Source organism: Streptomyces sp. NPDC028419 (genome assembly GCF_055565515.1).
The window spans coordinates 455,792-478,652 of record NZ_JBVHUE010000002.1 but is presented as its reverse complement, the minus strand read 5'-3'; the positions used below and the strand labels follow the sequence as shown (position 1 = coordinate 478,652).

22 protein-coding genes and 1 pseudogene are annotated in these 22,861 nt (G+C 73.6%); 10 read left to right on the top strand and 13 right to left on the bottom strand.

The window, feature by feature from the left end:
• From ACZ4UB_RS04480 to ACZ4UB_RS04465, 4 genes are all read left to right on the top strand, one after another.
• Nucleotides 1–1,393, top strand: a 1,393-nt coding sequence (locus ACZ4UB_RS04480) for a tetratricopeptide repeat protein (RefSeq protein WP_468068169.1), incomplete at its 5' end; no start/stop codon positions are given.
• A complete protein-coding gene (locus ACZ4UB_RS04475; protein WP_468068168.1) occupies nucleotides 1,390–2,202 on the top strand; it encodes a CHAT domain-containing protein in 813 nt (270 codons plus the stop codon). The genes ACZ4UB_RS04480 and ACZ4UB_RS04475, both read left to right, overlap by 4 nt.
• 88 nt (nucleotides 2,203–2,290) lie before the next feature.
• Nucleotides 2,291–3,280, top strand: a complete 990-nt coding sequence (locus ACZ4UB_RS04470; RefSeq protein WP_468068167.1) for a hypothetical protein — start codon at nucleotides 2,291–2,293, stop codon at nucleotides 3,278–3,280.
• A 104-nt stretch (nucleotides 3,281–3,384) separates the two neighbouring features.
• Nucleotides 3,385–3,777, top strand: coding sequence for a hypothetical protein (locus ACZ4UB_RS04465; protein WP_468068165.1), 393 nt, complete (start codon nucleotides 3,385–3,387; stop codon nucleotides 3,775–3,777).
• Here ACZ4UB_RS04465 and ACZ4UB_RS04460 read toward each other — a convergent pair.
• Genes ACZ4UB_RS04460 through ACZ4UB_RS04450 form a run of 3 tightly spaced genes read right to left on the bottom strand, consistent with a single transcriptional unit; the run spans nucleotide 3,764 to nucleotide 5,738 of the window.
• Nucleotides 3,764–4,432, bottom strand: coding sequence for a phosphatase PAP2 family protein (locus ACZ4UB_RS04460; RefSeq protein ID WP_468068164.1), 669 nt, complete (start codon nucleotides 4,430–4,432; stop codon nucleotides 3,764–3,766). The genes ACZ4UB_RS04465 and ACZ4UB_RS04460 overlap by 14 nt on opposite strands.
• Nucleotides 4,429–5,070, bottom strand: coding sequence for a phosphatase PAP2 family protein (locus ACZ4UB_RS04455; protein ID WP_468068162.1), 642 nt, complete (start codon nucleotides 5,068–5,070; stop codon nucleotides 4,429–4,431). Before ACZ4UB_RS04455 ends, ACZ4UB_RS04460 begins: the two co-directional genes overlap by 4 nt.
• Nucleotides 5,067–5,738, bottom strand: coding sequence for a DedA family protein (locus ACZ4UB_RS04450; RefSeq protein WP_468068160.1), 672 nt, complete (start codon nucleotides 5,736–5,738; stop codon nucleotides 5,067–5,069). Before ACZ4UB_RS04450 ends, ACZ4UB_RS04455 begins: the two co-directional genes overlap by 4 nt.
• Before the next feature lie 255 nt (nucleotides 5,739–5,993).
• Here ACZ4UB_RS04450 and ACZ4UB_RS04445 point away from each other — a divergent pair, with 255 nt between their 5' ends.
• Both ACZ4UB_RS04445 and ACZ4UB_RS04440 read left to right on the top strand, forming a co-directional pair.
• The gene (locus ACZ4UB_RS04445) at nucleotides 5,994–6,590 is read left to right on the top strand and encodes a hypothetical protein (protein WP_468068158.1); all 597 of its coding nucleotides are present in this window, start codon (nucleotides 5,994–5,996) and stop codon (nucleotides 6,588–6,590) included.
• Between the two features lie 150 nt (nucleotides 6,591–6,740).
• A pseudogene (locus ACZ4UB_RS04440) lies at nucleotides 6,741–6,881 on the top strand (DUF4158 domain-containing protein); the annotation flags it as partial.
• Between the two features lie 196 nt (nucleotides 6,882–7,077).
• Here the strand turns inward: ACZ4UB_RS04440 and ACZ4UB_RS04435 are convergent.
• The gene (locus ACZ4UB_RS04435) at nucleotides 7,078–7,554 is read right to left on the bottom strand and encodes a MarR family winged helix-turn-helix transcriptional regulator (RefSeq protein WP_468068190.1); all 477 of its coding nucleotides are present in this window, start codon (nucleotides 7,552–7,554) and stop codon (nucleotides 7,078–7,080) included.
• Between the two features lie 159 nt (nucleotides 7,555–7,713).
• Here ACZ4UB_RS04435 and ACZ4UB_RS04430 point away from each other — a divergent pair, with 159 nt between their 5' ends.
• The 3 genes from ACZ4UB_RS04430 (at nucleotide 7,714) to ACZ4UB_RS04420 (ending at nucleotide 10,843) form a co-directional block, all read left to right on the top strand.
• Complete coding sequence (locus ACZ4UB_RS04430; protein ID WP_468068157.1) at nucleotides 7,714–9,216, top strand: MFS transporter; 1,503 nt, start codon at nucleotides 7,714–7,716, stop codon at nucleotides 9,214–9,216.
• A gap of 351 nt (nucleotides 9,217–9,567) precedes the next feature.
• Nucleotides 9,568–9,852, top strand: coding sequence for a hypothetical protein (locus ACZ4UB_RS04425; protein WP_468068156.1), 285 nt, complete (start codon nucleotides 9,568–9,570; stop codon nucleotides 9,850–9,852).
• A gap of 55 nt (nucleotides 9,853–9,907) precedes the next feature.
• Nucleotides 9,908–10,843 carry an NAD-dependent epimerase/dehydratase family protein gene (locus ACZ4UB_RS04420; RefSeq protein ID WP_468068155.1) on the top strand — a complete coding sequence of 312 codons (936 nt, stop codon included), beginning with the start codon at nucleotides 9,908–9,910 and terminating at the stop codon, nucleotides 10,841–10,843.
• Nucleotides 10,844–10,863: 20 nt separating this feature from the next.
• On the opposite strand, the gene ACZ4UB_RS04415 is transcribed toward ACZ4UB_RS04420, so the two are convergent.
• The 8 genes from ACZ4UB_RS04415 to ACZ4UB_RS04380 all read right to left on the bottom strand — a co-directional run bounded on the left by ACZ4UB_RS04415 (nucleotide 10,864) and on the right by ACZ4UB_RS04380 (nucleotide 20,121).
• Nucleotides 10,864–12,102, bottom strand: a complete 1,239-nt coding sequence (locus ACZ4UB_RS04415) for a cytochrome P450 (RefSeq protein WP_468068154.1) — start codon at nucleotides 12,100–12,102, stop codon at nucleotides 10,864–10,866.
• Nucleotides 12,103–12,127: 25 nt separating this feature from the next.
• The gene (locus tag ACZ4UB_RS04410; protein ID WP_468068153.1) at nucleotides 12,128–13,519 is read right to left on the bottom strand and encodes an NAD(P)/FAD-dependent oxidoreductase; all 1,392 of its coding nucleotides are present in this window, start codon (nucleotides 13,517–13,519) and stop codon (nucleotides 12,128–12,130) included.
• Nucleotides 13,512–13,760: a ferredoxin gene (locus ACZ4UB_RS04405; protein ID WP_468068188.1), complete on the bottom strand. Its 249-nt coding sequence runs from the start codon at nucleotides 13,758–13,760 to the stop codon at nucleotides 13,512–13,514. Before ACZ4UB_RS04405 ends, ACZ4UB_RS04410 begins: the two co-directional genes overlap by 8 nt.
• Before the next feature lie 128 nt (nucleotides 13,761–13,888).
• Nucleotides 13,889–14,488, bottom strand: a complete 600-nt coding sequence (locus ACZ4UB_RS04400) for a hypothetical protein (protein WP_468068152.1) — start codon at nucleotides 14,486–14,488, stop codon at nucleotides 13,889–13,891.
• A 165-nt stretch (nucleotides 14,489–14,653) separates the two neighbouring features.
• Nucleotides 14,654–17,044 (bottom strand): ATP-binding cassette domain-containing protein, encoded by a 2,391-nt coding sequence (locus ACZ4UB_RS04395; RefSeq protein ID WP_468068151.1) that lies wholly within the window; start codon nucleotides 17,042–17,044, stop codon nucleotides 14,654–14,656.
• A gap of 134 nt (nucleotides 17,045–17,178) precedes the next feature.
• Nucleotides 17,179–17,595 carry a VOC family protein gene (locus tag ACZ4UB_RS04390; RefSeq protein ID WP_468068150.1) on the bottom strand — a complete coding sequence of 139 codons (417 nt, stop codon included), beginning with the start codon at nucleotides 17,593–17,595 and terminating at the stop codon, nucleotides 17,179–17,181.
• Between the two features lie 10 nt (nucleotides 17,596–17,605).
• Complete coding sequence (locus ACZ4UB_RS04385; protein ID WP_468068149.1) at nucleotides 17,606–19,003, bottom strand: uracil-xanthine permease family protein; 1,398 nt, start codon at nucleotides 19,001–19,003, stop codon at nucleotides 17,606–17,608.
• Complete coding sequence (locus ACZ4UB_RS04380; protein ID WP_468068148.1) at nucleotides 19,000–20,121, bottom strand: aryl-sulfate sulfotransferase; 1,122 nt, start codon at nucleotides 20,119–20,121, stop codon at nucleotides 19,000–19,002. The genes ACZ4UB_RS04385 and ACZ4UB_RS04380 overlap by 4 nt, the downstream gene beginning before the upstream one ends.
• A 132-nt stretch (nucleotides 20,122–20,253) precedes the next feature.
• Here ACZ4UB_RS04380 and ACZ4UB_RS04375 point away from each other — a divergent pair, with 132 nt between their 5' ends.
• Nucleotides 20,254–20,823, top strand: a complete 570-nt coding sequence (locus ACZ4UB_RS04375; RefSeq protein WP_468068147.1) for a helix-turn-helix domain-containing protein — start codon at nucleotides 20,254–20,256, stop codon at nucleotides 20,821–20,823.
• A 43-nt stretch (nucleotides 20,824–20,866) separates the two neighbouring features.
• Here the strand turns inward: ACZ4UB_RS04375 and ACZ4UB_RS04370 are convergent, their stop codons facing one another.
• On the bottom strand, nucleotides 20,867–22,849 hold the full coding sequence (locus ACZ4UB_RS04370; RefSeq protein ID WP_468068146.1) for a Dyp-type peroxidase: 1,983 nt from the start codon (nucleotides 22,847–22,849) through the stop codon (nucleotides 20,867–20,869).
• Between the last annotated feature and the right edge of the window lie 12 nt (nucleotides 22,850–22,861).

Below are 22,861 nucleotides of genomic sequence, written 5' to 3'. Positions count from 1 at the left end.
AGCCGCCACCATCCACCGCGCACTCGCCCAAGCCAACCCCGACGCCCACCTCCCCAACCTCGCCAGCTCCCTCAACAACCTCGCCAACCGGCTCGGTGAAGTCGGACGGCGCGACGAAGCACTCGCCCCAGCCGAAGAAGCCGCCACCATCCACCGCGCACTCGCCCAAGCCAACCCCGACGCCCACCTCCCCAACCTCGCCAACTCCCTCACCAACCTCGCCAACCGGCTCGCTGAGATCGGACGGATTGACGAGGCCCTCAGGCTGTACGCGGAGGTCATCGGCTCGTGGCACGGAGAGCCGCATGCCGTAGCTCAGATCTCCTACCGGCGAGCCGTGTTCGTCCTGGACCACATCGGGACAGTCGAAGGGGCCGAGGCGTTGTGCGCACTGCTGGCTTCGCCCGCTGGGCTAGATGGGCCGACCATCTTCCAGGTCCGCCAGCTCCTGCGGTATGTGGTCGAGTCGGACCCCATACAGCGCGAGGCAGTCGTGCGCCTCTGCGGAGAAGGTGGCGGCGCTGCCGAACCACCGACGTGGCTGGACGTCAGCGATACGGCCCTCAAACTGACAGCGGACTGGATGCGCACCAACACCTGGGCCGACTCGCGCGACTTCTTGGCAGGCCACACCGCTCTGCTCAATGCAGGTTCCGTCCTGGCCTTGCGTGAATGGGCGCTGCTGGGCGGTCTTGCGGACCGGCATGCGGAGCTGCTCGAACAGGCGACGGCAGGTGTACCAGTTGACGTGGTGTATCGGCCGCTGTTGCTGAGCGAGACCCTGATCGCATGGATCCGGGCAAGTGCCCGGGACGGAGGCTGGGCGGGATCGGCCGCGTTCCTGGCCGCGCACGCCGAGGACCTCTTCGCTCCCGACGTGGACGGAGTACTGGCCGGCATGGGCGAGGGGCCCGAGGGCGAGAGCCCAGTGATCACCGTGCACCGCGCGATCCTGGCGCTGGCCGCCGGAGACGGCATCGAAGCCGTCTACGGCCTGTTGGAGGACCGGCAGGCGCTGCACGCCCGGGTCCAGCGGGCTCTGGAGGCCGCGGACGCGCAGGCGCTCGGATGGCTCGCGGTGATCGAGGAGATCGTTTTCGACGAGTCCTGGACGGCAACGGTGCACTGGCTGGCCGCCCGCGCCCTGGACGACGCCCCCGAGGTCGCCGACCCGTCCGGGGTGGTGGTGCGTGCGGCCCGGCGGGCCGCCGCACCGGACCCGGGGGACGTGCTGTCTGCCGCGGCGCACGGGGCCGCGCCCGGTGCCGAGGAGCGCAACCGGGCCGTGGCCGAACTCGCGGCTCTGCTCGCGGCCCAGCCCGCGAGGGCCGTCGCGCTGAGCGCCGTCCTGCAGGCGGTCCTGACCACCACGGCCCCGGCGCCCGAAGGGTGAGCGGCCCGCCGCCGGCGAACGTGTTGATGCTGTCCGCGGTCGCCACCCGGCTCGGCGGCCCCGACACCGGTGAGGAGCAGCGCGAGGTGACTCAGGTCGTCCGCTCGGCCCGCTACCGCGACGGGCTGGCGGTGCACACCGCCCAGGCGGTGCGCGGCGAGGACATCCTCGAACATCTGCTGGACCGGGCACCGACGGTGGTCCACTTCTCCGGCCACGCGACCGACGAAGGTCTGCGGGTCCTGACCGTGGACGGCGGTGACGCCCCGCTGATCACCGCGGGGCTCGGCGAGCTGCTGGCGGCAGCCGGCAAGGGCGTGCGGCTCGTGCTGCTCAGCGCCTGTGCCACCGGCGCTGCGGCCGAGGAGTTGGCGCGGACCGCCGGGTGTGCGATCGGCTATCCAGGTCGGGTGGGGGACGTGATGGCCATCACCTTCGCCCGCGAGTTCTACCGGTGCGTCGGTGCGGGTCTGGCGGTGGGACCCGCCCATCGCGCCGCGGTGGCGGTGACCCGGATGTACGGGGCGGAGCCGGGGGAGATCGCCGTCCTGCACCACGGGCCGGAGGTCGACCCCGAGACCTGGCACCTGTTGCACCCCGCCCACCTGGTCCCGCTGCCCGGCGCGGGGAACGTGCCGGATCCGACCGCCTTCCTCGCCCACCGCGCCGGAGCGAAGCGCTTCACCGCCGTGGTGACCGGCACGACGGACTCCGAGGCCCTCCTGCGCTCCACCTTCGCGTCCACCGGCGACCTGGAGGTCCAGTGGATACGGATCGACGACGACACGGGCACGGACCGGCGGGCCTGACGCGGCGCCGCACGTCATCCGGTGAACCGCTCCCCACCAGGGGCGACTTGGGGCAGGATGGGCCGACGCGGACGTCGAGGGGGCGCGGGTGTGGGAGAGAGTGTTCGGGGACGGCCGCTGGGCGCTGGAACTGGTCTGCGTCTGTTACCTGGGGATCGTGTACATCACCAGTAGGGGGCTGATCGCGGCCCCCCGCTACCGGCTGCTCCAAGGCCGCATCCGGGACTGCCGGGCCCGGGCGTCCGTACTGGCCGCCGCGCACGCCGGCGACCCCGTCACGACGGCGGTGCTGGTCGCCGTGACCGGGCGGTTGGACGAGCTGGAGAAGAGCGGCCTGGTGGTGTGGCGGCTGCTGCCCAGCTCATGGGTGATCGCGATCCCGCTGTCCAAACTGGCCGCTGCCTGGCGGATGTTGCACAGCGCGGAGCGCCAGCTCCTGCGCCTGGAGACACCCGAGGAGATCGCCGCGCACGTCCGGTCGCTGCGCCTTCGGCTCGCGGCCTCCCCGCATCCCGGTGACACGGAACTGGCCGCCGAACTGGGCGCGCTGCCCGCCACCGGGCCCGAGACCGGCGCCCTCCTGTTCGCGGCCACCGAGCATCTCCACGACCGGGAGGACACCGAGTCCGAGCGCGAGTACGAGCAACAACGCGTCGCCCTGTGGCTGGCCACGACCGGGCTCGGCGCGGTGCTGCTGATCGGCGCCGTCATGGACCACCGGCTGACGATGGTCTTCGGCGCGCTGGGCGGCTTCCTGTCGCCGCTCGTCGGAGTCATGCGCGCTCAGCGCCCGTCCTCCTGGGGGGTGCTGGTCCTGGCCCCGGTCGGCGGCGCCCTCGCCTCGGTCGGCGGTCTGCTCCTGGTCCGCATGCTCGCCGACCCGGAACTCAACCTCCTCGGCCACGTATTCCTCGACAACTCGTGGAACGCGCCCGCGGCGCCGATCGCCCTGGCCATCTCCCTGCTGTTCGGCTTCTCCGGCACCCTGTTCTCCCGACTGGCCCTGACCGCCACCGGACAGCTCGTGGCCGCCCCGGGCGCCAGCACGCCGAGCGGCACCACCGGGCGCCCTCTGTAGACGGCGTCCTGGACAATGGCACCGGCGATCACGATCACGATCGCGCTGATGACGACGGCACCGGCCGGCCCGCGCCGGGCCCGGCCCTACGGAACGAAGGATCCATGACCCTCCAAGAAGGCCAGCGGGTAAAGCTCGCGGCGGACACCAGGCTCACCGACTGGGTCGCCGTGACGGACGACGCCCCCCGGTCGCCCGGGGCCGTCATCGGATCGCTGTCCCTGGCGGCGGGCGTCGAGGGAACCGTCGAGCGGGTGGTCGGCCACGACCGGCAGGGCCCGGAGGCGGCCGAGTACCTGCGGCTCTCCTCGCTCCTGGAGGACTTCGGCCCGCAGATGCCCCCGGCCAGCCGGCAGCAGCTGGTGGAGAAGGTCGCTTCCCTGGAGCCGCATTGGGTCGCCTACCAGGAGCAGCGGCTGCGCGTGACGGTCCGCGTCCGCCTCGACAACGGCTTCGTCCTGGACGACTCGCCCGAGGACGCCTTCATCCCCGCGTGAGCTCCTGCCCGAGCCCCTCGGCCGGCGGACGCCGCAGGTGGAGGTGGGCGAGGAGGGCGAGCCACGCGGTGGCGAAGAGCCAGCCGCCGAGCACGTCGGTGAACCAGTGGACGCCGAGGTAGACGCGGCTGAGGCCGACCCCCGCGCCCCACAGGCCGATGAGCACCACGGCGGTGCGGGGCACCCGGGAGCCGCGCAGGAACAGCGCGGCGACCAGCAGCCCGGCGGTCATCGCGGCCGTGCTGGTGTGACCGGAGGGGAAGGACCAGCCCGAGGCGTGCGCGGCCCAGTCACCGGCCGCGGGACGCGGGCGGGCGACCAGCGTCATGACCCCGTAGCGCACCACCTGCCCCGCGCCGAGGCACAGCAGCAACGCCGCGGCCGTCCGGGCCCCGCGCCGGGTGGTGCGCCCCGCGTACCACCCGGCCACGAGCAGCAGGACGTACGGGACGAAGCCGGTGCCGGTGTCGGTGAGCGCGCGGGACAGTGTCGCGGCGGGGGCCGGGCGGTGCGTCACGGACCAGCGGTGCAGGCCGGCGTCGGCGGGCAGCAGGTGGTCGGGGGCGCGCACGACCCACAGCGCCAGCAGCGCGAACATCGACGCGGCGGCCAGGGCCAGCCACCCGGCGCGGCGGGCGGCGTCGGTACGGGTCATGCGGCGGCCAGCAGGGGACGCAGCGGTCCGCGCTTCAGGCGGTCGGCCAGCGCGCCCTGGTGGCGCCGGACCGTACGGGCCGCCGCGGCGGCGACCACGGCGCCGACGAGGCAGCCGGCCAGCACGTCGTGCGGGTAGTGCACGCCGACCCACACCCGGGAGGCGGCCATCAGCGCCGCCGCGGCCAGGGCCACGGCGCCGAGCCGGCGCGAGACGAAGAGCAGGGCGACCGCGGCCGCCGCCGCGAGGGCGGCGTGGTTGCTGGGGAAGGACCAGTCGCCGGGGGCGGGGCACGCCTCCAGCGTCACGGTGCGCAGGGTCCGGCAGGGTCGGTCCTCGCGCACGGCGAGTTTCAGCAGGGAGTCGACGCCGAAGGCCGCGAGGGTGATCGGCGCGGCGGCGAGGGCGGTGACCGCCGCGGGGGCGCCCGCGCGCCGGGCCCGCCACCAGCCCACGGCCATCAGCACGGCGAACAGGGCCAGCCCGTAGGCCGACCAGGCCGAGACGAGGGTGTCGAGCCAGCCGGGGGCCCTGTGGGCGAGGCCGGTCACGTCGACGTACGCGGGGCCGTCGACGCCCGAACCGTCATACGCCGGCGCATGCGGGTGGGCGGGTACGAGGAGGTGCGTGGTGGTCATCCAACGGTTCCGTTCCGGTGCTTGACGGCCCGCCGGGAGCGGAGCAGTTCGATCGCCAGGGGAAGCAGGGACAGGGCGACGATGGCGGCGACGATCGGCAACAGGTACCGGTCGACGTCGGGGACGCCGGAGCCGAGCCCGTAGCCGGCGAACACCAGGCCCAGCGTCCACACGAGCCCGCCGGCGACCTGCCAGAGGGTGAAGGCGCGGGCCGGGACCCGCAGGGCTCCGGCGAGCGGGTTCAAGACCGTGCGCACCACCGGTACGAAGCGGGCCAGCACGATCGCCTTGGCGTGGCCGTACCGCTCCAGCAACCGCTCGGCCCGTTCGGCCCCCTCGTGCAGCCGCGGGGACCGGCCGCGGGCGAGGAGGGCCGTGCCCGCCCGGCGTCCGATCAGGTAGCCGCACTGGGCCCCGGCCAGCGCGCCGGTCACGGCGGCGACCAGGACCAGCGGGAGGGAGAGCGTCGTGACCGCTCCGGCCGGGCCCGCGCACAGCAGGCCGGCGGTGAAGAGCAGGGAGTCCCCGGGCAGGAAGAAGCCGATCAGCAGCCCGGTCTCGGCGAACATCACGACCCCGATGCCCACCACGCCGAAGGCGGCCAGGAGCGCGTGCGCGTCGAGCAGGTTCACCGCGAGGTCGGTCGCGGCGGTGACGGAATCGGCCATGGGCGGGCCTCTCGGGAGGTCGGGCGGCGGTCGGGCGGCGGGGGTCCGGTGTCGACGGTCGGTGACCCGTGGCCGTCGTCGTGCGGTGCCCCGCGCGGGGCACCGATCGACTACAGCCACGTAGACGGTCTACTGCACTGTAGACGATGGTCGGGCCGGGGACCGTGCAACGGCGCGCGGCGCGCTCGGCCGCGGCCGCACAATGGGCTCGACGACCAGGAGACGGCCCATTGCCGGGCAGGAGGCGCGCGGAACGTGAACGACCCCGCACCGCAGGGAGCGGCCCGGCCCGAGGGCTGGGCGGAGCGCGTGGTGGCCCGGCTGACCGCCGCGGACGCACTGGACCAGGATCTGATCGACGCGGTCCACGGACAGCCGGACCTGATCGCGGAGACCGGTGCGCGCCGCGCCCGGGCCCTGCACGCGGCCGCCATGGGTCTGGGCCCCGCGGGGTGCGCCGCCGCCGCGGGCGTCTCGGAGGCCCTGCTGACCCGCTGGCGGCGGGACCCGCCCTTCGACGCGGCCCTGGTGGCCGCCACCGCCCTGGCCGCCGCCCAGCCGGTGGCACCGCACGGGCAGCTCAACGGTTTCACCCTCGGCATCCTGCTGCGGTCCCTGGCCCGGGACGCGCACCTGGGCACCGCCGCCCGCGCCGCGGGCCTCACCCGGGACCAGCTCACCCGGATCCGGCGGAGCAACGCCGCCGTCAACGAACTCGTCGAGGCGGCGCTCCGCGAGGCCCGGATCCGCCACACCGAGGAGCGGGGCCGCAAGCGCCCGTACGGCTACCGCCTGGTCCACCGCGCCGGGCCCACACCGCCCGACGACCCCGAAGGGCCGGGTGCCCACTGACCGGCGTGCGCACGGGAGCTAGTGCGGGTGTGGGTGGTCGCGGTACAGAAAGCAGACCGAGGCGTAGGGGACGTTCTCCCAGGTGCCCACGCGCCCGGAGCTGGAGCGGTTCTTCTTCCTCGATTTCGAGTACCGCGGCTTCACCGGCCGGAGGTGGGACGGGAGTTCCGTAGCATCCCGTACGGGCGGGCATGGACGCACACCGAGAGGCCGATGGCGCTGTTCAACCACGCGGTGACGTGGCTGCGGAAGAACCGGGTGCTGCTGCCCGGGGTGACGGCGTTGGCCCGTACGCGGCACCGAGGGGCACGACATCAAGGACGAGGACGTCGCCCGCCTGCCCCCGCTGAAGGACCGGCAATCCGGACGCGCCCGAGGACGGTCGAGGAGGAGTAGCCCATGCCGGCCCGGCGCGCTGGCGCCCGCACGAGGTGCGTAGGGCAGGGCGGGCCAAGAAGGGCCGGCCGGGCGGCGGGCAGTAGGCCGGTCAGGGAGTTCTTTCGGCAGGGCTGCGGGGGGAACGCGGTGCCACCGCGTCCTGTTCCGTGAGGTGGCTGTCCATGGTGGTGTTCAGGTCGGCCATGAACGCTTCGATCTGTTCCAGCAACCGGGGCGGGTAGTGCGACATCGCGGCGTCCAGGCGGTGGGCGAGCGGGCCGAAGAACTCGTCCGCCCGTTCCTGGATGTGTCCGCCGCTGCGCAGTGTGATGACACGCCGGTCGGAGTGCTCGCGGGCCCGCGTGATGTGTCCCGCCGCTTCGAGTCGGTTCAGCAGCGCGGTGGTGGCGCCGGTGGACAGGGAGATCCGCTCGCTCAGCCGCGCCGGTGACAGGGGGATGCCGCGCTCTTCGGCGGCGGCGATCTCCAGGACCGCGGTCGCGTCGGTGGAGTGCAGGCCCAGCCAGGCGGCGAAGCGCCGGCTGAGCTCGGCGTAGTGGCCGCCGTAGATCCTCAGCGACTCCATGAGCCGCTCACGCTGCTCCGCGACACCGTCGCGCAGTGCTTCCTCCACGCCTTCGCCCTTCTCTCCTGCCACGCGGTCCGCACGGCCGCTCCGCTTTGACAACCTACCGCTACCATTTTACCTTCATGATGGAATTACTTCACCATGGAGGTATCTGGAATGCGTGACCCGTCCCCCACCCTTGAGGAGACGACCGAGCCCTACCGGTGGCGGTGGCTGATCCTGGCGGTGATGATCGTCGCGGAGATCATGGATCTCCTGGACGCCTCGATCGTCAACGTCGCCGGACCGGACCTGGAAAAATCCCTCGGTGCCGGTTCCGTCGGACTGCAGTGGGTGATCGGCGGCTACGCCCTCACCCTGGGCGCCGGACTCGTGCTCGGCGGCCGGCTCGGCGACCGCTACGGCCGGCGCCGGATGTTCCTGATCGGGCTGGCGGCCTTCACCGCGACCTCCCTGCTGTGCGCGATGGCGCCGAACATCGAGTCGCTGATCGCCTTCCGCCTGCTGCAGGGCACCGCCGGAGCGATGCTGCTGCCCCAGGGCCTGGGCCTGCTGCGGGAGAACTTCTCCGGCCCCGAGCTCACCAAGGTCTTCGCGATTTTCGGACCCGTCCTCGGCCTGGGCGGCATCATCGGCCCGGTCCTGGGCGGCTTCCTCATCGAGGGCGACTTCTTCGACCTGGGCTGGCGCTCGGTCTTCCTGATCAACCTGCCCATCGGCATCGCGGCACTGATCGTCGCCGCGAAGTTCGTGCCCAAGAAGGCGGGCGACCGCACGGTACGGGTCGACATGATCGGCGCCGCCCTGGTTGTGGGGTCCTGCGCCCTGCTGGTGCTGCCGCTCAACCAGGGGCAGGAGAACGGCTGGCCGCTGTGGACGTGGCTGTCCATGGCCGCCTCGGCGATCGGTTTTGCCCTCTTCGCCCTCCAGCAGCGCCGCACGGCCGCCGCGGGCCGCGAACCGCTGGTGACCCCGGGCCTGCTGCGCAAGCCCGCCTTCACCGTCGGCCTCGGCGGCATCGCCCTGTTCTTCGGCGGGCTCATCGGCACCCAGCTGGTCCTGACCCTGTTCCTCCAGATCGGCCACCACTTCACCGCCGGTGAGGCGGGCCTCGGGAACCTGCCCCTCGCCGTGGGAACCGCGATCGGCGGCGCCATCAGCGGCGCGTTCCTCGCTGACAAGATCGGCCGCAAGGTGCTCCAGATCGGACCGCTGGTCCAGCTGGCCGGCGCCGCCGTGCTGTGGTTCGAGCTCGACGGCCTCGACGCCGCCTCGTTCTCGATCTGGGACATCGTCCCCGGCGTGGCGGTGGCGGGCGTCGGCGCCGGCATGGTGATTGCCGCACTGTTCAGCTTCATCCTGGCCGCGGTCGACGACGACGAGATCGGATCCGCCTCCGGTGTCCTGTCGGCGGTACAGGCGGTCGGCGGCTCCATCGGCGTCGCGGTCTTCGGCTCGGTGTTCTTCGCCCAGGCCAAGACCGGTGACTTCACCGGCGGCTTCCACCGCGCGCTGATCGTCCAGGCGTGCCTGCTCGTGGTCTTCTTCGCGATCACCTTCCTGCTGCCCAAGAAGGGGCGCCCCGAAGAAGAGCAGCACGGCATCACCCCCGAGACGACTGCCGACGACTCCGGCACCAAGCAGCACCTCGCCATCTGAGCCCCGGTCGGGGCCGTGCACAACAAGCGGCCCCGGCCGCCCCGAACGGACCGCACCGGGGCCGCCACCCGAGGCGGGAGAAGACGAGGAGGATGGAAGGGAGCGTCATGACACACCGGAACGTGCCGATCGCGGGAGCCGGCATCGCGGAAGCCGGCATCGCCGGTCCGGCCCTGGCCCACTGGCTCGGACGGCACCCGGGCCCGCTGGCACAACGCCACTGGGGGACGCACGGCGACCCTGCGGCCCGACAACCGAGGCACCACCGGCGCCCACGTCCTGGCGGGCGAACTCGCCCACCACGCGCATCACGGCAAGCACGGCGGCCGGCCACCCGTCATCACCGAGGACATGCCGCACACCGTGCTCCGCCACCGTGCGAACGGCGAGTCGGACGAGCAGATCCAGCCCGACCTGATCGTCCCCACCGGCAAACGCACGGGGCAGGCCCCCAGCGTCGCGAGCATCTACCGGGCGCTCGCCGAGCACGAGAAGCAGGAGACGTACCCCGAAGCCCTCACCCAGGCACACGCCGACTTCGCCGAACTCCCGAACGCCGACGACATCCTGCGCCCGCGCCGAGTCCGCACCCGGCGGCCGGACGACTCGCTGACCCCGACGCCAGCTGGACCATGATCAATCGCGACGGCACTTTGTGTACCGCAACCACCCCCACCCGTAGTGTGCGCCTGTGAGCCATTACGTCGTCGTAGGATTCGGGCCCGCCGGGGCCGCCACCGCCCGACTGCTGGCCGAGCGGGGGCACTCGGTGCGCGTCGTCACCCGCTCGGGCCGCAGCCCCGAACCCGGCATCGAGCACGTCGCGTTGGACGCGACGGACGCCGAGCGGCTGACCGCGGCGGTGCGGGGCGCGGACGCGGTCTTCAGCTGCGCCGCGCCGCCCTACCACCACTGGACGCGTGCCTGGCCCCCGCTGGCGGCAGCCCTGTGCGCGAGCGCCGAGGCGACCGGGGCGGTCCTGGTCATGTTGGGCAACCTCTACGGCTACGGTCCGGTCGACGGCCCCCTCACCGAGGAGCTGCCGCTCGCGGCGACCGGCCCCAAGGGCCGCGTGCGCGCGGCCGTTTGGGAGCGGGCACTGGCGCTCCACGAGCAGGGCCGGATCAAGGCGGTCGAGGTGCGGGCCTCGGACTTCTTCGGCCCCGGCGTGACCGACGGCGGGCACCTGGCCGCCCGGGTCGTGCCGCGCGTGCTGCGCGGCAAGCCGGTCTCCGCCCTCGGGGACCCGGACGCCCCGCACAGCTGGAGCTACCTCCCGGACGTGGCCGCGGCCCTGGTCGAGGTCGCGGGCGAGGAGCGGGCGTGGGGACGCGCCTGGCACGTCCCCACGGAGCCGCCGCGGTCCACCCGCGAGATGGTCGGCCTCCTCGCCGCCCGGGCGGCGACGGGGCCGGTCGCGGTGCGCCCGCTGCCGTCCGCCGTGCTCGGCGTCGCCTCGCTGTTCTCGCCGCTGATCCGCGAACTGAAGGAGGTCCGCTACCAGTTCGACCGGCCGTTCGTCATCGACGCGCGGGCCTACGAAGCGCGCTTCGCGCAGCGCGCCACCCCCCTCGACGAGCAGATCGGGGCAACGGTGGACTGGTGGCGCGCACGCCTGGGGGCGTGAGCGCCGGTCCGTCCGAGCGCTCAGGGGCGGATCCCGTCGCAGCCGATCCTCAGGTGCCGGGGACCGCGCAGCACCGCGTTCTGCCGGTACGGCGGCGGGTCCTCCAGGAGCCGGGGGTTCTCCAGCCGCCGGGCCAGCTCGCTCAGCGCGAACTGCGCCTCCAGGCGCGCCAGCGGGGCGCCGAAGCAGCTGTGGACGCCGCTGCCGAGGCCCAGGTGCTGGATGTCCTTGCGGTGGGGGTCGAACCGGTCCGGATCCTCGAAGCGGGCCGGGTCCCGGTTGCCGGAGGCCAGGATCAACCACATCGAGGAGCCCTTGGGGATGGTGACCCCGCGGACCTCGATGTCGACGAGGGGCGTGCGCTGGGGCAGCAGTTGCACCGGCGGCTCGAACCGCAGTAGCTCCTCGACGAGCGGCACCGCCAGCCCCGGCTCCTCGCGGAGCTGCGCCAGGACGTCCGGATTGCGCAGCAGCGTCAGCATCCCGTTGGTGATCAGGTTGACCGTGGTCTCGTGCCCGGCGATGAGCAGCAGGGCGGCCGTGCTGAGCAGCTCCATGGTGGACAGGGTCTCGTCCGGGCCGTGTCCGACCGCCAGTTGGGAGAGCATGTCGTCGCCCGGGTTCTTGCGGCGTTCCTCGATCAACCCGGCCAGGTACATGCCGAGTTCCATCCGGGAGTCGTGGGTGCTGCGCTGGCGCTCCACCGGGTCGGAGTCCGGATCGGGATCCAGGCTCGCGGCCAGGGTGTCGGCCCAGACGTGGAAGCGGGCCTCGTCCTCGCGGGGCACGCCCAGCAGTTGGCAGATCATCGTGACGGGGAACGGGTAGGCGAACTGGTCGACCAGGTCGATCTCCGCGGGGTCGCCGAGGTTGTCGATGAGCCCGGTGACGATCCCCCGCAGCCCGTCGCGCATCCCGTCGACGCGGTGCGGGGAGTGCGGCGGCCCGAAGGGCCTGTTGGTCATCCGGCGCAGCCGGTCGTGTTCCGGCGGGTCCAGCTTCAGGAAGCTCGGCGGCAGCGCGGTCTCCTCCTCTCCCCCGCCCTCGGCCAGCGGGTCGCCGGCCATGGCGGTCAGGTTGCGGGAGTCGGAGCTGAGCCGCGGGTCGTGCAGCAGGCTCTGGATGTCGTGGTAGGTGCTGATGACGTACGGCCCGGTCCCGTCGTGGTAGACGGGCGTCTTGCGCAGCTCCTCGTACAGCGGGTACGGGTTGGCGCGGTGGGCGTAGTCCAGGATCTGGCTCAGAATGCCGTCGTTCATGGCGGGTCCTCCGTGGGCGTGCGGGTCAGTGCCCGGCGGGGGTGAAGGTGATCCGGCGGTCGGCCGGGGAGTACCCGCTGAGGGTGATGGTCGGGCCGTGCGTGGGCACGGAGGGGTCGGGGAAGTCCGCGGGGATCGGCTTCTGGCCCTCCGGGCGGCGGTCCACGGTGGTGAACGGGAGCGGGAAGGGGGCGGTCGCCTCGATCTGCTGCTCGTAGAACTGGAGCCAGCGCGAGTTGTCGAAGGTGACCGCTCCGATCACCCGGCCCTGGTACCCGTAGACGCCGGTGAAGCGGCGCTCGGCGCGCGAACCCTGGGCGATCATGATCTCGGTGCCCATGGAGGGCACCCCGACGGACTTGATGTTCACCCCGAACTGGGAGGACCAGAAGGCGGGCACCCACAGGTGCGGGCGGCGCTCGGTGCTCTCGCTCAGCATGTTGTGGGCCGCGGTCTCGGCCTGGGCCACCGCGTTGCCCCAGTGCTCCAGGGACAGGAACTGGTAGCCGAAGAGCGCGTGCGGGGAGCGGGCCACGTCGCCCGCCACGTAGATGTCGTCGGTGACGATGCCCCGGATGTCGAAGGCCCGGCAGCCGGCGTCGCAGGCGATGCCGCGCGGGCCCGCCCCCAGCCCGGAGCCGGTCAGCCACTCGGTGTTGCGCTGGGCGCCGAGGGAGACGACCACGACGTCGCACTCCAGGGTGGTGCCGTCGGAGAAGTGCGCCGCCCGGACGCGGCCGGTCGAGTCCCCCTCCAGGCCCGTGACCATGACGCCGGTGCGCAGGTCCACGCCGTTCTCGCGCTGCATCTCGGCGGCGACCGCGCCGATCACCCCGCCCAGGGCGCCGACCAGGGGGCCGTCCCCGCGCTCGGCGACGGTCACCGCCAGGCCGCGTTCGCGGCAGGCGGAGGCGATCTCGGAGCCGGTGAACCCGGCGCCGATGACCAGGACCCGGCTCGGTCCGGCGGCGAGCGCCCGGGCCAGGGCCCCTCCGTCACGGCGGGTGCGCAGGGTGAAGACGCCGCCCAGTTCGCGCTCGGCCTCGTTCGGCCAGGGCCGGGCGCGCACTCCGGTGGCGATCAGCAGGCGGTCGTACGGCACCTCGTCGCCGTCCGCCAGTTTGACCGTACGGGCCGCCATGTCGAGGCCGTCGGCCGGTACGCCCAGGCGCCACTCGGCGCCGAGGTCGCGGCGCCGTGGCAGCAGGGTGTGGTCCGCGTCGGCCCGGCCCAGCAGCACGCTCTTGGACAGCGGCGGGCGGTCGTACGGTTCGTCGGGCTCGTCGCCGATCAGGGTCAGCGAGCCGGCGAAGCCCTTCTCCCGCATGGTTTCGGCGGCCCGCAGGCCCGCCAGCGAGGCTCCGACGATGACGATCCGGCCGGACCGCTTGAGCTGTTCGAGGGCGCTGTCAGCCATCGGAGACCTCCCCGGATCCGGTGGCCGCGCCGGCCCCGGTCGCGGCCAGGTCGAGTTCGTCCACGAGGATCGCCTGCACGGGGCACGCGGCGGCGGCCTGGAGCACGCGCTCGCGCTGGGCCGCCTGGGCCTGTGGGTCGTAGAGCAGCCCCTCGTCCCCGTGCATCGCGAAGACGTCGGGGGCGAGGAAGGCGCACTGCGCGTATCCCTGGCACCGGTTGAGATCGACGACGAGCCTCAGCAAGGTGTGGTCCTTTCGGTGGCCCCCGGCGGCATCCCCGGACCAGCCTGCGGGCCGTGGCCGGGCGGGGCCCGTCGGGCGCCTCCGTCGGAGTGAATCGCCGAGGGTGACGCCGGTCGGGGGGCGGGTCAGGCCGTGGGGCCGGGCGCCCGCGGGCCCGCCAGGCCCGACTTCAGGACGTACACGCTGATCATCAGGGCCCAGGCCGGGAACACCAGCTCGGACCACGGCACCGAGGAACCGACCACCAGCAGCACCAGACCGGCGAGGGTACCGAGGAGGACCAGCGGTCGTGGGAAGACCCCGAGCCTGCGGCCGATGGTCGAGGTCGCGAGGACGAAGACGGCGGCCATCCGCATCGCGTAGGTGGTGAGCAGGGTGTAGGAGAAGTGGCGGCCGAACTCCTGGGGTTGGTCGGCGTCGAGCACCGTGCCGGCGGCCGCGGCGGCGCCGAAGAGGCAGGCGACGAAGACCAGGCCGCTGCCGAGGAAGACGGTGGAGACGAAGCGGTCCTCGGCGTCACCGCCGTGCGCCCGCAGCGCCCCCATGAACCAGAGGAAGGCGATGCCCGCGAAGGGTACGAGTCCCACGGCCGCCGTCACCGCGTCCCGCTGGCCGGAGGTGACGGCGACGCGGGCCGCGCCGCCCCCTTCGGGCAGGGCGATCCGGGCCAGCACGATGGCTCCCGCGAGCAGGATCGCGAAGAGCACCCCCGCCAGCCCGGCCATCCGTGGGGTGCTCAGGCTCTGCCCCGAGGGCGTCGTCGGTCGTGCTGTCGGTGGTCCTTGTCTCATGCCTCCAGCAAGCCGGGGGCCGTGCGGGGCCGCCAGCCGGGCCGGCCCACCCGGGTGACGCGGCGTCACGTCGTCCGGGCGGGTCGGCGCGGCCCGCCGTCAGGCGCCGACGTAGGCCGCGAGGTGCTCGCCGGTGAGGGTGCTCCGGGCCGCGACGAGGTCGGCGGGGGTGCCCTCGAAGACGATGCGGCCACCGTCGTGGCCGGCGCCCGGACCGAGGTCGATGATCCAGTCGGCGTGTGCCATGACGGCCTGGTGGTGCTCGACGACGATGACCGACTTGCCGGAGTCCACGAGCCGGTCCAGCAGTCCGAGCAACTGCTCGACGTCGGCGAGGTGGAGGCCCGCGGTCGGCTCGTCGAGGACGTAGATCCCGCCCTTGTCGGCCATGTGCGTCGCCAGCTTGAGCCGCTGGCGCTCACCGCCGGACAGCGTGGTCAGCGGCTGACCGAGGCTGAGGTATCCGAGCCCGACGTCGGCGAGCCGGACCAGGACGGCGTGCGCGGCCGGCGTGCGCGCCTCGCCGTCGCCGAAGAACTCCCGCGCCTCGGTCACCGACATCGCGAGCACCTCGCTGATGTCGCGGCCGCCGAGGTGGTAGTCGAGGACGGACGCGTCGAACCGCTTACCCTCGCACTCCTCGCAGACACTGGCGACCCCGGCCATCATCGCCAGGTCGGTGTAGATCACTCCGGCGCCGTTGCAGGCGGGGCAGGCGCCCTCGGAGTTGGCGCTGAACAACGCCGGCTTCACCCCGTTGGCCTTGGCGAAGGCCTTGCGGATCGGGTCGAGCAGGCCCGTGTACGTCGCCGGGTTGCTGCGCCGCGAGCCGCGGATCGCGCCCTGGTCGACGTGGACCACCGCGGCGTCGCGCGGGATCGAGCCGTGGACGAGGGAGCTCTTGCCGGAGCCCGCCACGCCGGTGACGACGGTCAGCACCCCGAGCGGGACGTCGACGTCGACGTCCCGGAGGTTGTGCGTGCGCGCGCCGCGGATCTCCAGGGTCCCGGTGCGCTCGCGCACCTCGGCCTTGACCGCGGCCCGGTCGTCGAAGTGGCGGCCGGTGACGGTGCCGCCCGCCCGCAGGCCCTCGACGGTGCCTTCGAAGCACACGGTGCCCCCGCCCGCACCGGCGCCGGGACCCAGGTCGACGACATGGTCGGCGATCGCGATGGTCTCCGGCTTGTGCTCCACGACGAGCACGGTGTTGCCCTTGTCCCGCAGCCGCAGGAGCAGGTCGTTCATCCGCTGGATGTCGTGGGGGTGCAGGCCCGTGGTGGGCTCGTCGAAGACGTAGGTGACGTCGGTGAGGGGGGACCCGAGGTGGCGGACCATCTTGACGCGCTGCGCCTCACCCCCCGAGAGCGTGCCCGACGGCCGGTCGAGGGAGAGGTAGCCCAGCCCGATCTCCGTGAAGGAGTCCAGGGTCTGGCCCAGCGTGGCGAGCAGCGGCGCCACCGAGGGTTCGTCGAGGCCGCGCACCCATGCGGCGAGGTCGCTGATCTGGAGGGCGCAGGCGTCGGCGATGCTGATCTTCTTGATCTTCGACGAGCGGGCCTCGGCGCTGAGTCGGGTGCCGTCGCACTCGGGACAGGTGGTGAAGGTGACCGCGCGGTCCACGAACTCGCGGATGTGCGGCTGCATCGCCTCGCGGTCCTTGGACAGCATCGACTTCTGGATCTTGGGGATCAGCCCCTCGTAGGTGAGGTTGACGCCCTCGACCTTCACCTTGGTCGGTTCACGGTAGAGGAAGTCCTGCATCTCCTTCTTCGTGAACTTCGCGATCGGCTTGTGGGGGTCGAGCAGGCCCGACTCGGCGTAGACGCGCACGGTCCAGAAGCTGTCCGACTTCCAGCCGGGGATGGTGAACGCACCCTCGGCGAGCGACTTCGAGTCGTCGTAGAGCTGGGTCAGGTCGATGTCGGAGACGGCGCCCCGGCCCTCGCAGCGCACGCACATGCCGCCGGTGCGGTGGAAGGTGGCCTTCACCGTCTTCTTCGCGCCGCGCTCGACGGTGATGGCGCCGCTGGCCCGGACGGAGGGGACGTTGAAGGCGAAGGCGCCGGGCGGGCCGATGTGCGGCGTGCCGAGCCGGCTGAAGAGGATGCGCAGCATGGCGTTCGCGTCGGTGGCGGTGCCGACCGTGGAGCGGGGGTCGGCTCCCATCCGCTGCTGGTCGACGATGATCGCGGTCGTCAGCCCGTGCAGGACGTCGACGTCCGGGCGGGCCGTCGTGGGCATGAAGCCCTGGACGAAGGCGCTGTAGGTCTCGTTGATCAGCCGCTGCGACTCCGCGGCGATCGTGCCGAAGACCAGCGAGCTCTTGCCCGAGCCGGAGACCCCCGTGAAGACCGTCAGGCGGCGCTTGGGGATCTCGACGCTGATGTCCTTCAGGTTGTTCACGCGCGCGCCGTGCACGCGGATCAGGTCGTGGCTGTCGGCGCCGTGCGGCGCAGGCGACTGCGCGTCCGTCCTCGTGCGCTTGCTCATCGTCTCTCCATGTCTGCCGCGTCGGCGCGGTCGCGCCGCCGGTCCACTCCCCCCCTGTCTACCCGATCGGCCGGGCGCCCGCGCCGGTCGGCGGGCGCCGGCCGGCGCGGGGGCGCCCGTTCACGGGGCGGAGGTCAGCGCCCCCGCGCCTGGCTGAAGCGCAGCATGTTGCCGGCCGGGTCGCGGAAGGCACAGTCGCGGACCCCGTACGGCTGGTCGATCGGCTCCTGCAGCACCTCGGCGCCGGCGGCGCGGATCCGCTCGAAGACGGCGTCGCAGTCGTCGGTGCGCAGGACGACCCCGCGCAGCAGGCCCTTGGCCAGCAGATCGGCCACCGCCGCGCGGTCGGCGGCCGAGGCGTTCGGGTGCGCGAGCGGCGGTTCGAGGACGATGTCCACATCGGGCTGCGACGGCGCGCCGACCGTCACCCACCGCATCCCGTGCGCCCCGACGTCGCCCCGCACCTCCAGGCCGAGCACGTCCCGGTAGAAGGCGATGGCCGCGTCGTGGTCGTCGACGGCGATGAAGCACTGCGCGAGGTTGATGTCCATGGGCTCCACGCTAGGTTCCCGGGATCCGGTCCGGCTTCTCCGTTCCTGACCGATCGAGGCGGCGTGCGGCGAACAGGGCGTGGAGCAGGACGGCCGCGAGGGTGCCCGCGACCACGCCGGAGCCGAGGACGGTACGGACCCAGCTCGGGAAGGCTCCGTAGAGGTTCGGGGCGAGCACCGGGAGGAGGCCCGTGGCGAGGGCCAGGGCGGCGACCATGGACCGGCTCCCCTCGGCCAGGTCGGCGCGCGCGAGCATCTGGACGCCCATGACGGCGATCACCGCGTAGACGACGAGGGCGGACCCGCCCACCACCGCCGGCGGCAGGCCCGCGACCGCGCGGGAGAGCGGGGAGAGCAGGCCCAGGGCGACGAGGAGGCCGCCGGCCGCGGCGGTGACGAAGCGGCTGCGGACGCCGGTCAGCCGGCCGATGCCGATGTTCTCCGAGCTGGTCACCATCAGGGACGTACCGAGCACGCCGGCGAAGAGCGAGGTCAGCGCGTCGGCGCGGGCAATCTTCGGGACGTCTCGGCCCGGGTCGGCCGCGCGACCGACCGTCTCGCTGTTGAGGACGCTCTGGCCGGTGATCTCGGCCAGGGTGGTGAGGCTGAAGAGGAGCAGGGGCAGGGCCGCGAGGAGGTCGAAGCGCGGCGTCCCGTAGGGGAAGGGGTGGGGCAGGGCGAAGCCGCTGCCCTCGGCCGGGGCGAAGGTCCCGAGCCCCGTCGCCACCGCGATCAGGGTCCCGGCGGCCATGCCGATGAGGACCGCGCTCTGGCGCCAGACGCCGCGCAGGAGCAGGTGGGCGGCCAGGGTCGCCGCCACCGTGACGCCCGCCAGGACGACGGCCCGGGGCGGCGGGTTCCCGGTCGGCCCGGCGATGAGCTGGGCGGCGACGCGGATCATGGCGATCCCGATCAGCAGCACGGTGACCCCCATGACCAGGGGCGGGAAGAGCCGCACGACGCGCGCGTACAGCGGGACCACCGCCAGGAGCAGCGCGGCGGCCAGGAGCACCGAGCCGGAGGCGACGGCCGGGCCGTGGTCCTTGGCCGTCTGGATGAACAGCGCGGTCGCGGCGCCGCCGGGGAGCATGACGAACGGCAGCCGCGCCCCGAACTTCCAGACGCCGAGGGACTGGAGCAGCGATCCGGCTCCGGACAGCACGAGCACCGCGCTCAGCAGTGCGGCGCTCTGCGCGCCGGTCAGCCGCAGGGCACCGGCGGTGAGGAAGACGGTGGAGACGGGCGCGGCGGCCATGGCGAGGACGTGCTGGGCGGCGAGCGGGGCGAGGCGCCGCAGGGGTATCCGCTCGTCGACGGGGTCGGGCGTCGTCGTCGCGGAGGTCGGTGGGGCCGCGGGGGGCGCGGTGGCGGACGTGGCGGGCGGGGCGGGCGTGGGCGTCGCACTCATGATCCGGACTCCAGCCAGGGCAGTTCGTGGGCCGCGTAGCGGTAGGCGCGGAAGACCGCGTTCGGCTCGGCGGGGAAGAGGTCGCGGACCTCGGACTCCTCGTAGCCGCCGAACTGCGGGACGATGAACTCCCAGACCAGCACGCCCTCGGCGGTGACCTCGAAGAGGCGCCCGGCCGGGGAGTCGGTGACCAGCGTGTTGCCGTTCGGGAGGCGTTGCGCGGCGCCCATGAAGGGGGCGAAGAAGGACTCCTTGGCGGGGTCGTGGTACTCCCACACCACCTTCCCGGAGCCGCGGTCGATCTCGATCACCCGTGAGTAGGGGACGTCGTGCCCCGGGCGGAACACCCCGTTGTCGAAGACAAGCAGGTTGCCGTCGGCCAGTTCGGTGGGGTGGTGCTGCTGGGAGACGGTGCCCGGCTCGGTGCGCCACAGGATCTCGCCGGTGTCCCGGCCGATGACCACGACGGCGGAGACGCTGCGGAGGCTGGCGAGGACGTTGCCGTCGGCGAGCGGGACCACGGAGTTGATCAGCGGCCAGTGCTCCCGGGCGTAGTCGGGGTGCAGCGGGTACGCGTCGCGGTCCAGGTGCTCGGCCGCGCGCCAGGACCACACCTCGTTCCCTTCGGCGTCGACCTGCTTGATCGTGTCGGCCCACACGGTGCCGTCCGCTTCGGAACCGGCGGCGCCGCCGCGGACGGCGGCCGCCTCGCGGCCGGTCAGGGGTTCGAGGGCGGTGTAGAGGATCCCGCCGTCGTCCAGGTGGTGGGCGTCGTGGTGCTGGAGCGGGTCGCGGTGTTCGCGCAGCACCGTCCCGTCGGGTGCGTGGACGCCCATGACGCCGCCGCGGTACTTGTGCCACATCGGGAAGAGGGCGTCCTGGCCGGGCAGGACCCCGTTGTAGGCGAGGAGCCCGCCGGGCAGGATCCGGGCGTGGCGGCCGGGGCGGTGCGGCAGCTTCCAGGTGTGCACGCCCTCTCCGCGCAGGTTCACCAGGTACACCTCGCCGCCGCCGGTCAGCGGTGCGTAGAGGGTGTGGCCCTCGAACGCGGCGTCGGGGTCCAGGGCGATGAGACCGGTACCGCGGCGGCGGCGCTGGTTCTGGTCGACGGTGGGCACGACTACCCCTCCTCAAACTTTCTTTGATGAACTCGAACGAGTTCGAAGTTAGGGGGCGGTTGTGTCAGCTGTGTGACGGGCGTACGAAACGTCTCCCGGCCGCACGTAGGGTGGCCCGGGGAGGACGCGATCATGACGGAGACACCCACCGCGGGCGGTGCGGCGAGCCCTGGGCTCGGTGGCGCCGTGCGCCGCCGCCGGCGGGCCCTCGACCTGACGCTGGCCGCGGTCGCGGAGCGCAGCGGCCTGTCCGTGCCCTTCCTCAGCCAGATCGAGAACGAGCGCGCCCGGCCCAGCATGCGCTCGCTCCAGCGGATCGCGGACGGACTGCGCACCACCGCCGTGGAGCTCCTCGCCGCCGCCGACGCCGCGGACCGCTCCGTGGACGTGGTCCGGGCCCGGGAGGAGGCGGGCCTGGCCTCCGACGGCGGGGTCCGCCCCCTGGTCCGGGGTCACCATCAGATGCACGCCCTGGAGTTCACGGGCCCGCAGCAGGCCGATCGCGAATTCACGCACCGGGGCGACGAGTTGATGTACGTCGCGGACGGCGCGGCCGAGGTCGAGGCCGAGGGGCGCACGTACCGCCTCGGCCGGGGCGACACCCTCTACCTCACCGGCGGGGTGCGCCACCGCTGGCGCGCGACCAGCGCGGACACCCGCGTCCTCCTGGTCTCCCTCTCGGACCGCTCCCCCACCGACTGAGCCGCCGGGACCGACGGCGTACGGTCCCGGCGGCGCCCCGTGCTCAGTGGGCCGCGGCGGCCCCCGCGGCGCGCCACAGGACGGTGTCCCCCTGGAGCAGGACCACGTCGCCCGTGGGGCGGACCAGGAGGCGGGTGCCCGGGTGACCGGCGGTCTTGGAGGACCAGCTCACCGCGCCGGCCTCGGTGCGCACGCTCAGCTCCCCGTCGGCGGAGAAGTGCGCCTCGGCGCCCGCTCCGGAGGTGCCCGCGCTCCACAGGCTCCGGTCGTCGCCGTCGCGCAGGACGAGGTCCCCGTTGGACTCCAGGGCCAGCCGGGCGGCGCCCGCGTCCAGGACGTCGCCGGGGCGCAGCACGGTGCCGGGGTGGACCTCGATGGCGGTGTCGAGCCGTCCCCCGGCGAGGGCGCGCAGGGTGGGCAGGGACGGGGTGAAGGCGTAGACCGTGCCCTCGGTGCGGACGTGCCGGCGGAAGGTGAGGGTGGTGGCGCGGCCGCCGCTCGCCGAGGGGCACTCGAAGGTCGCGGCGGAGCCGGATCCGATGACCGGGTCGGCGCCGGGGAGCGGATGGCGGGCCGGGGGGAAGTCCGCGTTGTTGACCCAGCGCTTCGCGATGAACTCGAACTGCTCGACGAGGTCGGCCTGGTGGCTGATGAAGAGCAGTCCGCGGGCGGCGTCGTCGGGGGAGCCGGAGCCGGCCTTGCCGCCCGGACGCAGCGGGGGGCCGAAGGGGATGCCGCGCCGGATGATGCGGCGGTTGTCCAGGACGGAGGCGGGCAGCGGCGGCCGGCCGGGGACCGTGGTGAGGCCGGCGCGGGGGTTGCTCTTGCGGATGTGGGAGAACAGGGGCGTGGTCCAGCCCTGCGGGTCCTCGCGGAAGTCGAGCATGCCGTCGATGTCCTCGCCGGGCAGCGGCACGCGTTCGGCGGCCGGGCAGGTGGCGACCGGCGCGCCGCCGGGCCAGCGGCCGACCATCCGGGAAGCGAGCCAGGTCGTGGTCGCGTCGGCGGGCGCCGCTCCGGACCGCTTCAGCTCCGCCAGGCACTCCGCGGCCTGCTCCCACCAGCCCGCGACGTCCTGCGCGAGGCGCCGTACGACGGTGAACGAGCCGCCGGTGGCCCATGCGGGCAGGCCGGCGGGGCGGGCGCCGACGCGTTCCTGCCCGATCACGAACTCGCCGGCCGGGACCAGTCGGGAGCCGGGCTTGCCGCGCACGCCCGTGCCGTTGACGGGGTCGGGCGCGTCGAAGCCGCGTACGCCGGGCTGGCTGATGGCGTCGAGGAAGCCGAAGTGCTCGTGTCCGCGCAGCGCGCCGGGCAGGGTGGCGCCGTCCTGTCGGAAGAGGACCTCGGCGTCGGCGCGGTCGAGCGCGCGGCCGTGCCGGCCGACGGCCTCGGCCAGGCTCTTGGGATCGTCCGCGGCCAGGGTGAGGACGGCGTGCACCTCCTCGCCCCCGGCTCCGAAGAGCCACCCTTCGGGGGCGCTGTCCCCGGTGTCCCCCAGCTCCTCCGCGCGGCCGGCGGCGCCCTCGCGGAAGGCCTCGGCGGTGCTGCCCGCGAGGACGGCGGGGAAGGGGTCCTTCTCGGCGAGCGCGCTCAGGCCCGGGTGCGTGAGGCTCACGCCGACCCACGAGGCCGACATCGCCGCCGGGTCGACGCCGTTGCGCAGGTGGCGCGCGGCGCTGAAGTCGCTGTTGAAGCGGGTGACCTTGTCCGTGGTGGCCAGTTGGGGAACGAGCTTGCCGAGCCAGCTCCGGCCCTTCGCGGGCGCGTGGAAGTGGATGAGCAGCAGGCAGACGTGGTCCTTGCGGAAACCCGCGAGGACGTCGCCCTGGGTGGTGGTGTCCGCCCGCAGGGGCAGGTCGGGCGCCGCGGCCCGGGTGGCCGCCGGGGTGCCCGGCGCGGCGGGGGGCGCGGCCGCCGTCGCCGGTGCGGGGCAGGCGCCCACGGCGAGCACGGCCGCGGCACCGGCCCCGGCCCGTACGACGTGGCGGCGGGTGGGGTGGTGCGGGGAGGGCGGGCTCTGCAAGGTGTCCTCCGG

What these genes read in the sequence shown, in the direction of transcription:
- ACZ4UB_RS04465 (WP_468068165.1), top strand. Translation starts at nt 3,385, where the DNA reads ATGACCCTCCAAGAAGGCCAGCGGGTAAAGCTCGCGGCGGACACCAGG.
- ACZ4UB_RS04460 (WP_468068164.1), bottom strand. Translation starts at nt 4,432, where the DNA reads ATGACCCGTACCGACGCCGCCCGCCGCGCCGGGTGGCTGGCCCTGGCC.
- ACZ4UB_RS04455 (WP_468068162.1), bottom strand. Translation starts at nt 5,070, where the DNA reads ATGACCACCACGCACCTCCTCGTACCCGCCCACCCGCATGCGCCGGCG.
- ACZ4UB_RS04450 (WP_468068160.1), bottom strand. Translation starts at nt 5,738, where the DNA reads ATGGCCGATTCCGTCACCGCCGCGACCGACCTCGCGGTGAACCTGCTC.
- ACZ4UB_RS04435 (WP_468068190.1), bottom strand. Translation starts at nt 7,554, where the DNA reads ATGGAGTCGCTGAGGATCTACGGCGGCCACTACGCCGAGCTCAGCCGG.
- ACZ4UB_RS04430 (WP_468068157.1), top strand. Translation starts at nt 7,714, where the DNA reads ATGCGTGACCCGTCCCCCACCCTTGAGGAGACGACCGAGCCCTACCGG.
- ACZ4UB_RS04425 (WP_468068156.1), top strand. Translation starts at nt 9,568, where the DNA reads ATGCCGCACACCGTGCTCCGCCACCGTGCGAACGGCGAGTCGGACGAG.
- ACZ4UB_RS04415 (WP_468068154.1), bottom strand. Translation starts at nt 12,102, where the DNA reads ATGAACGACGGCATTCTGAGCCAGATCCTGGACTACGCCCACCGCGCC.
- ACZ4UB_RS04410 (WP_468068153.1), bottom strand. Translation starts at nt 13,519, where the DNA reads ATGGCTGACAGCGCCCTCGAACAGCTCAAGCGGTCCGGCCGGATCGTC.
- ACZ4UB_RS04400 (WP_468068152.1), bottom strand. Translation starts at nt 14,488, where the DNA reads ATGGCCGGGCTGGCGGGGGTGCTCTTCGCGATCCTGCTCGCGGGAGCC.
- ACZ4UB_RS04395 (WP_468068151.1), bottom strand. Translation starts at nt 17,044, where the DNA reads ATGAGCAAGCGCACGAGGACGGACGCGCAGTCGCCTGCGCCGCACGGC.
- ACZ4UB_RS04390 (WP_468068150.1), bottom strand. Translation starts at nt 17,595, where the DNA reads ATGGACATCAACCTCGCGCAGTGCTTCATCGCCGTCGACGACCACGAC.
- ACZ4UB_RS04385 (WP_468068149.1), bottom strand. Translation starts at nt 19,003, where the DNA reads ATGAGTGCGACGCCCACGCCCGCCCCGCCCGCCACGTCCGCCACCGCG.
- ACZ4UB_RS04375 (WP_468068147.1), top strand. Translation starts at nt 20,254, where the DNA reads ATGACGGAGACACCCACCGCGGGCGGTGCGGCGAGCCCTGGGCTCGGT.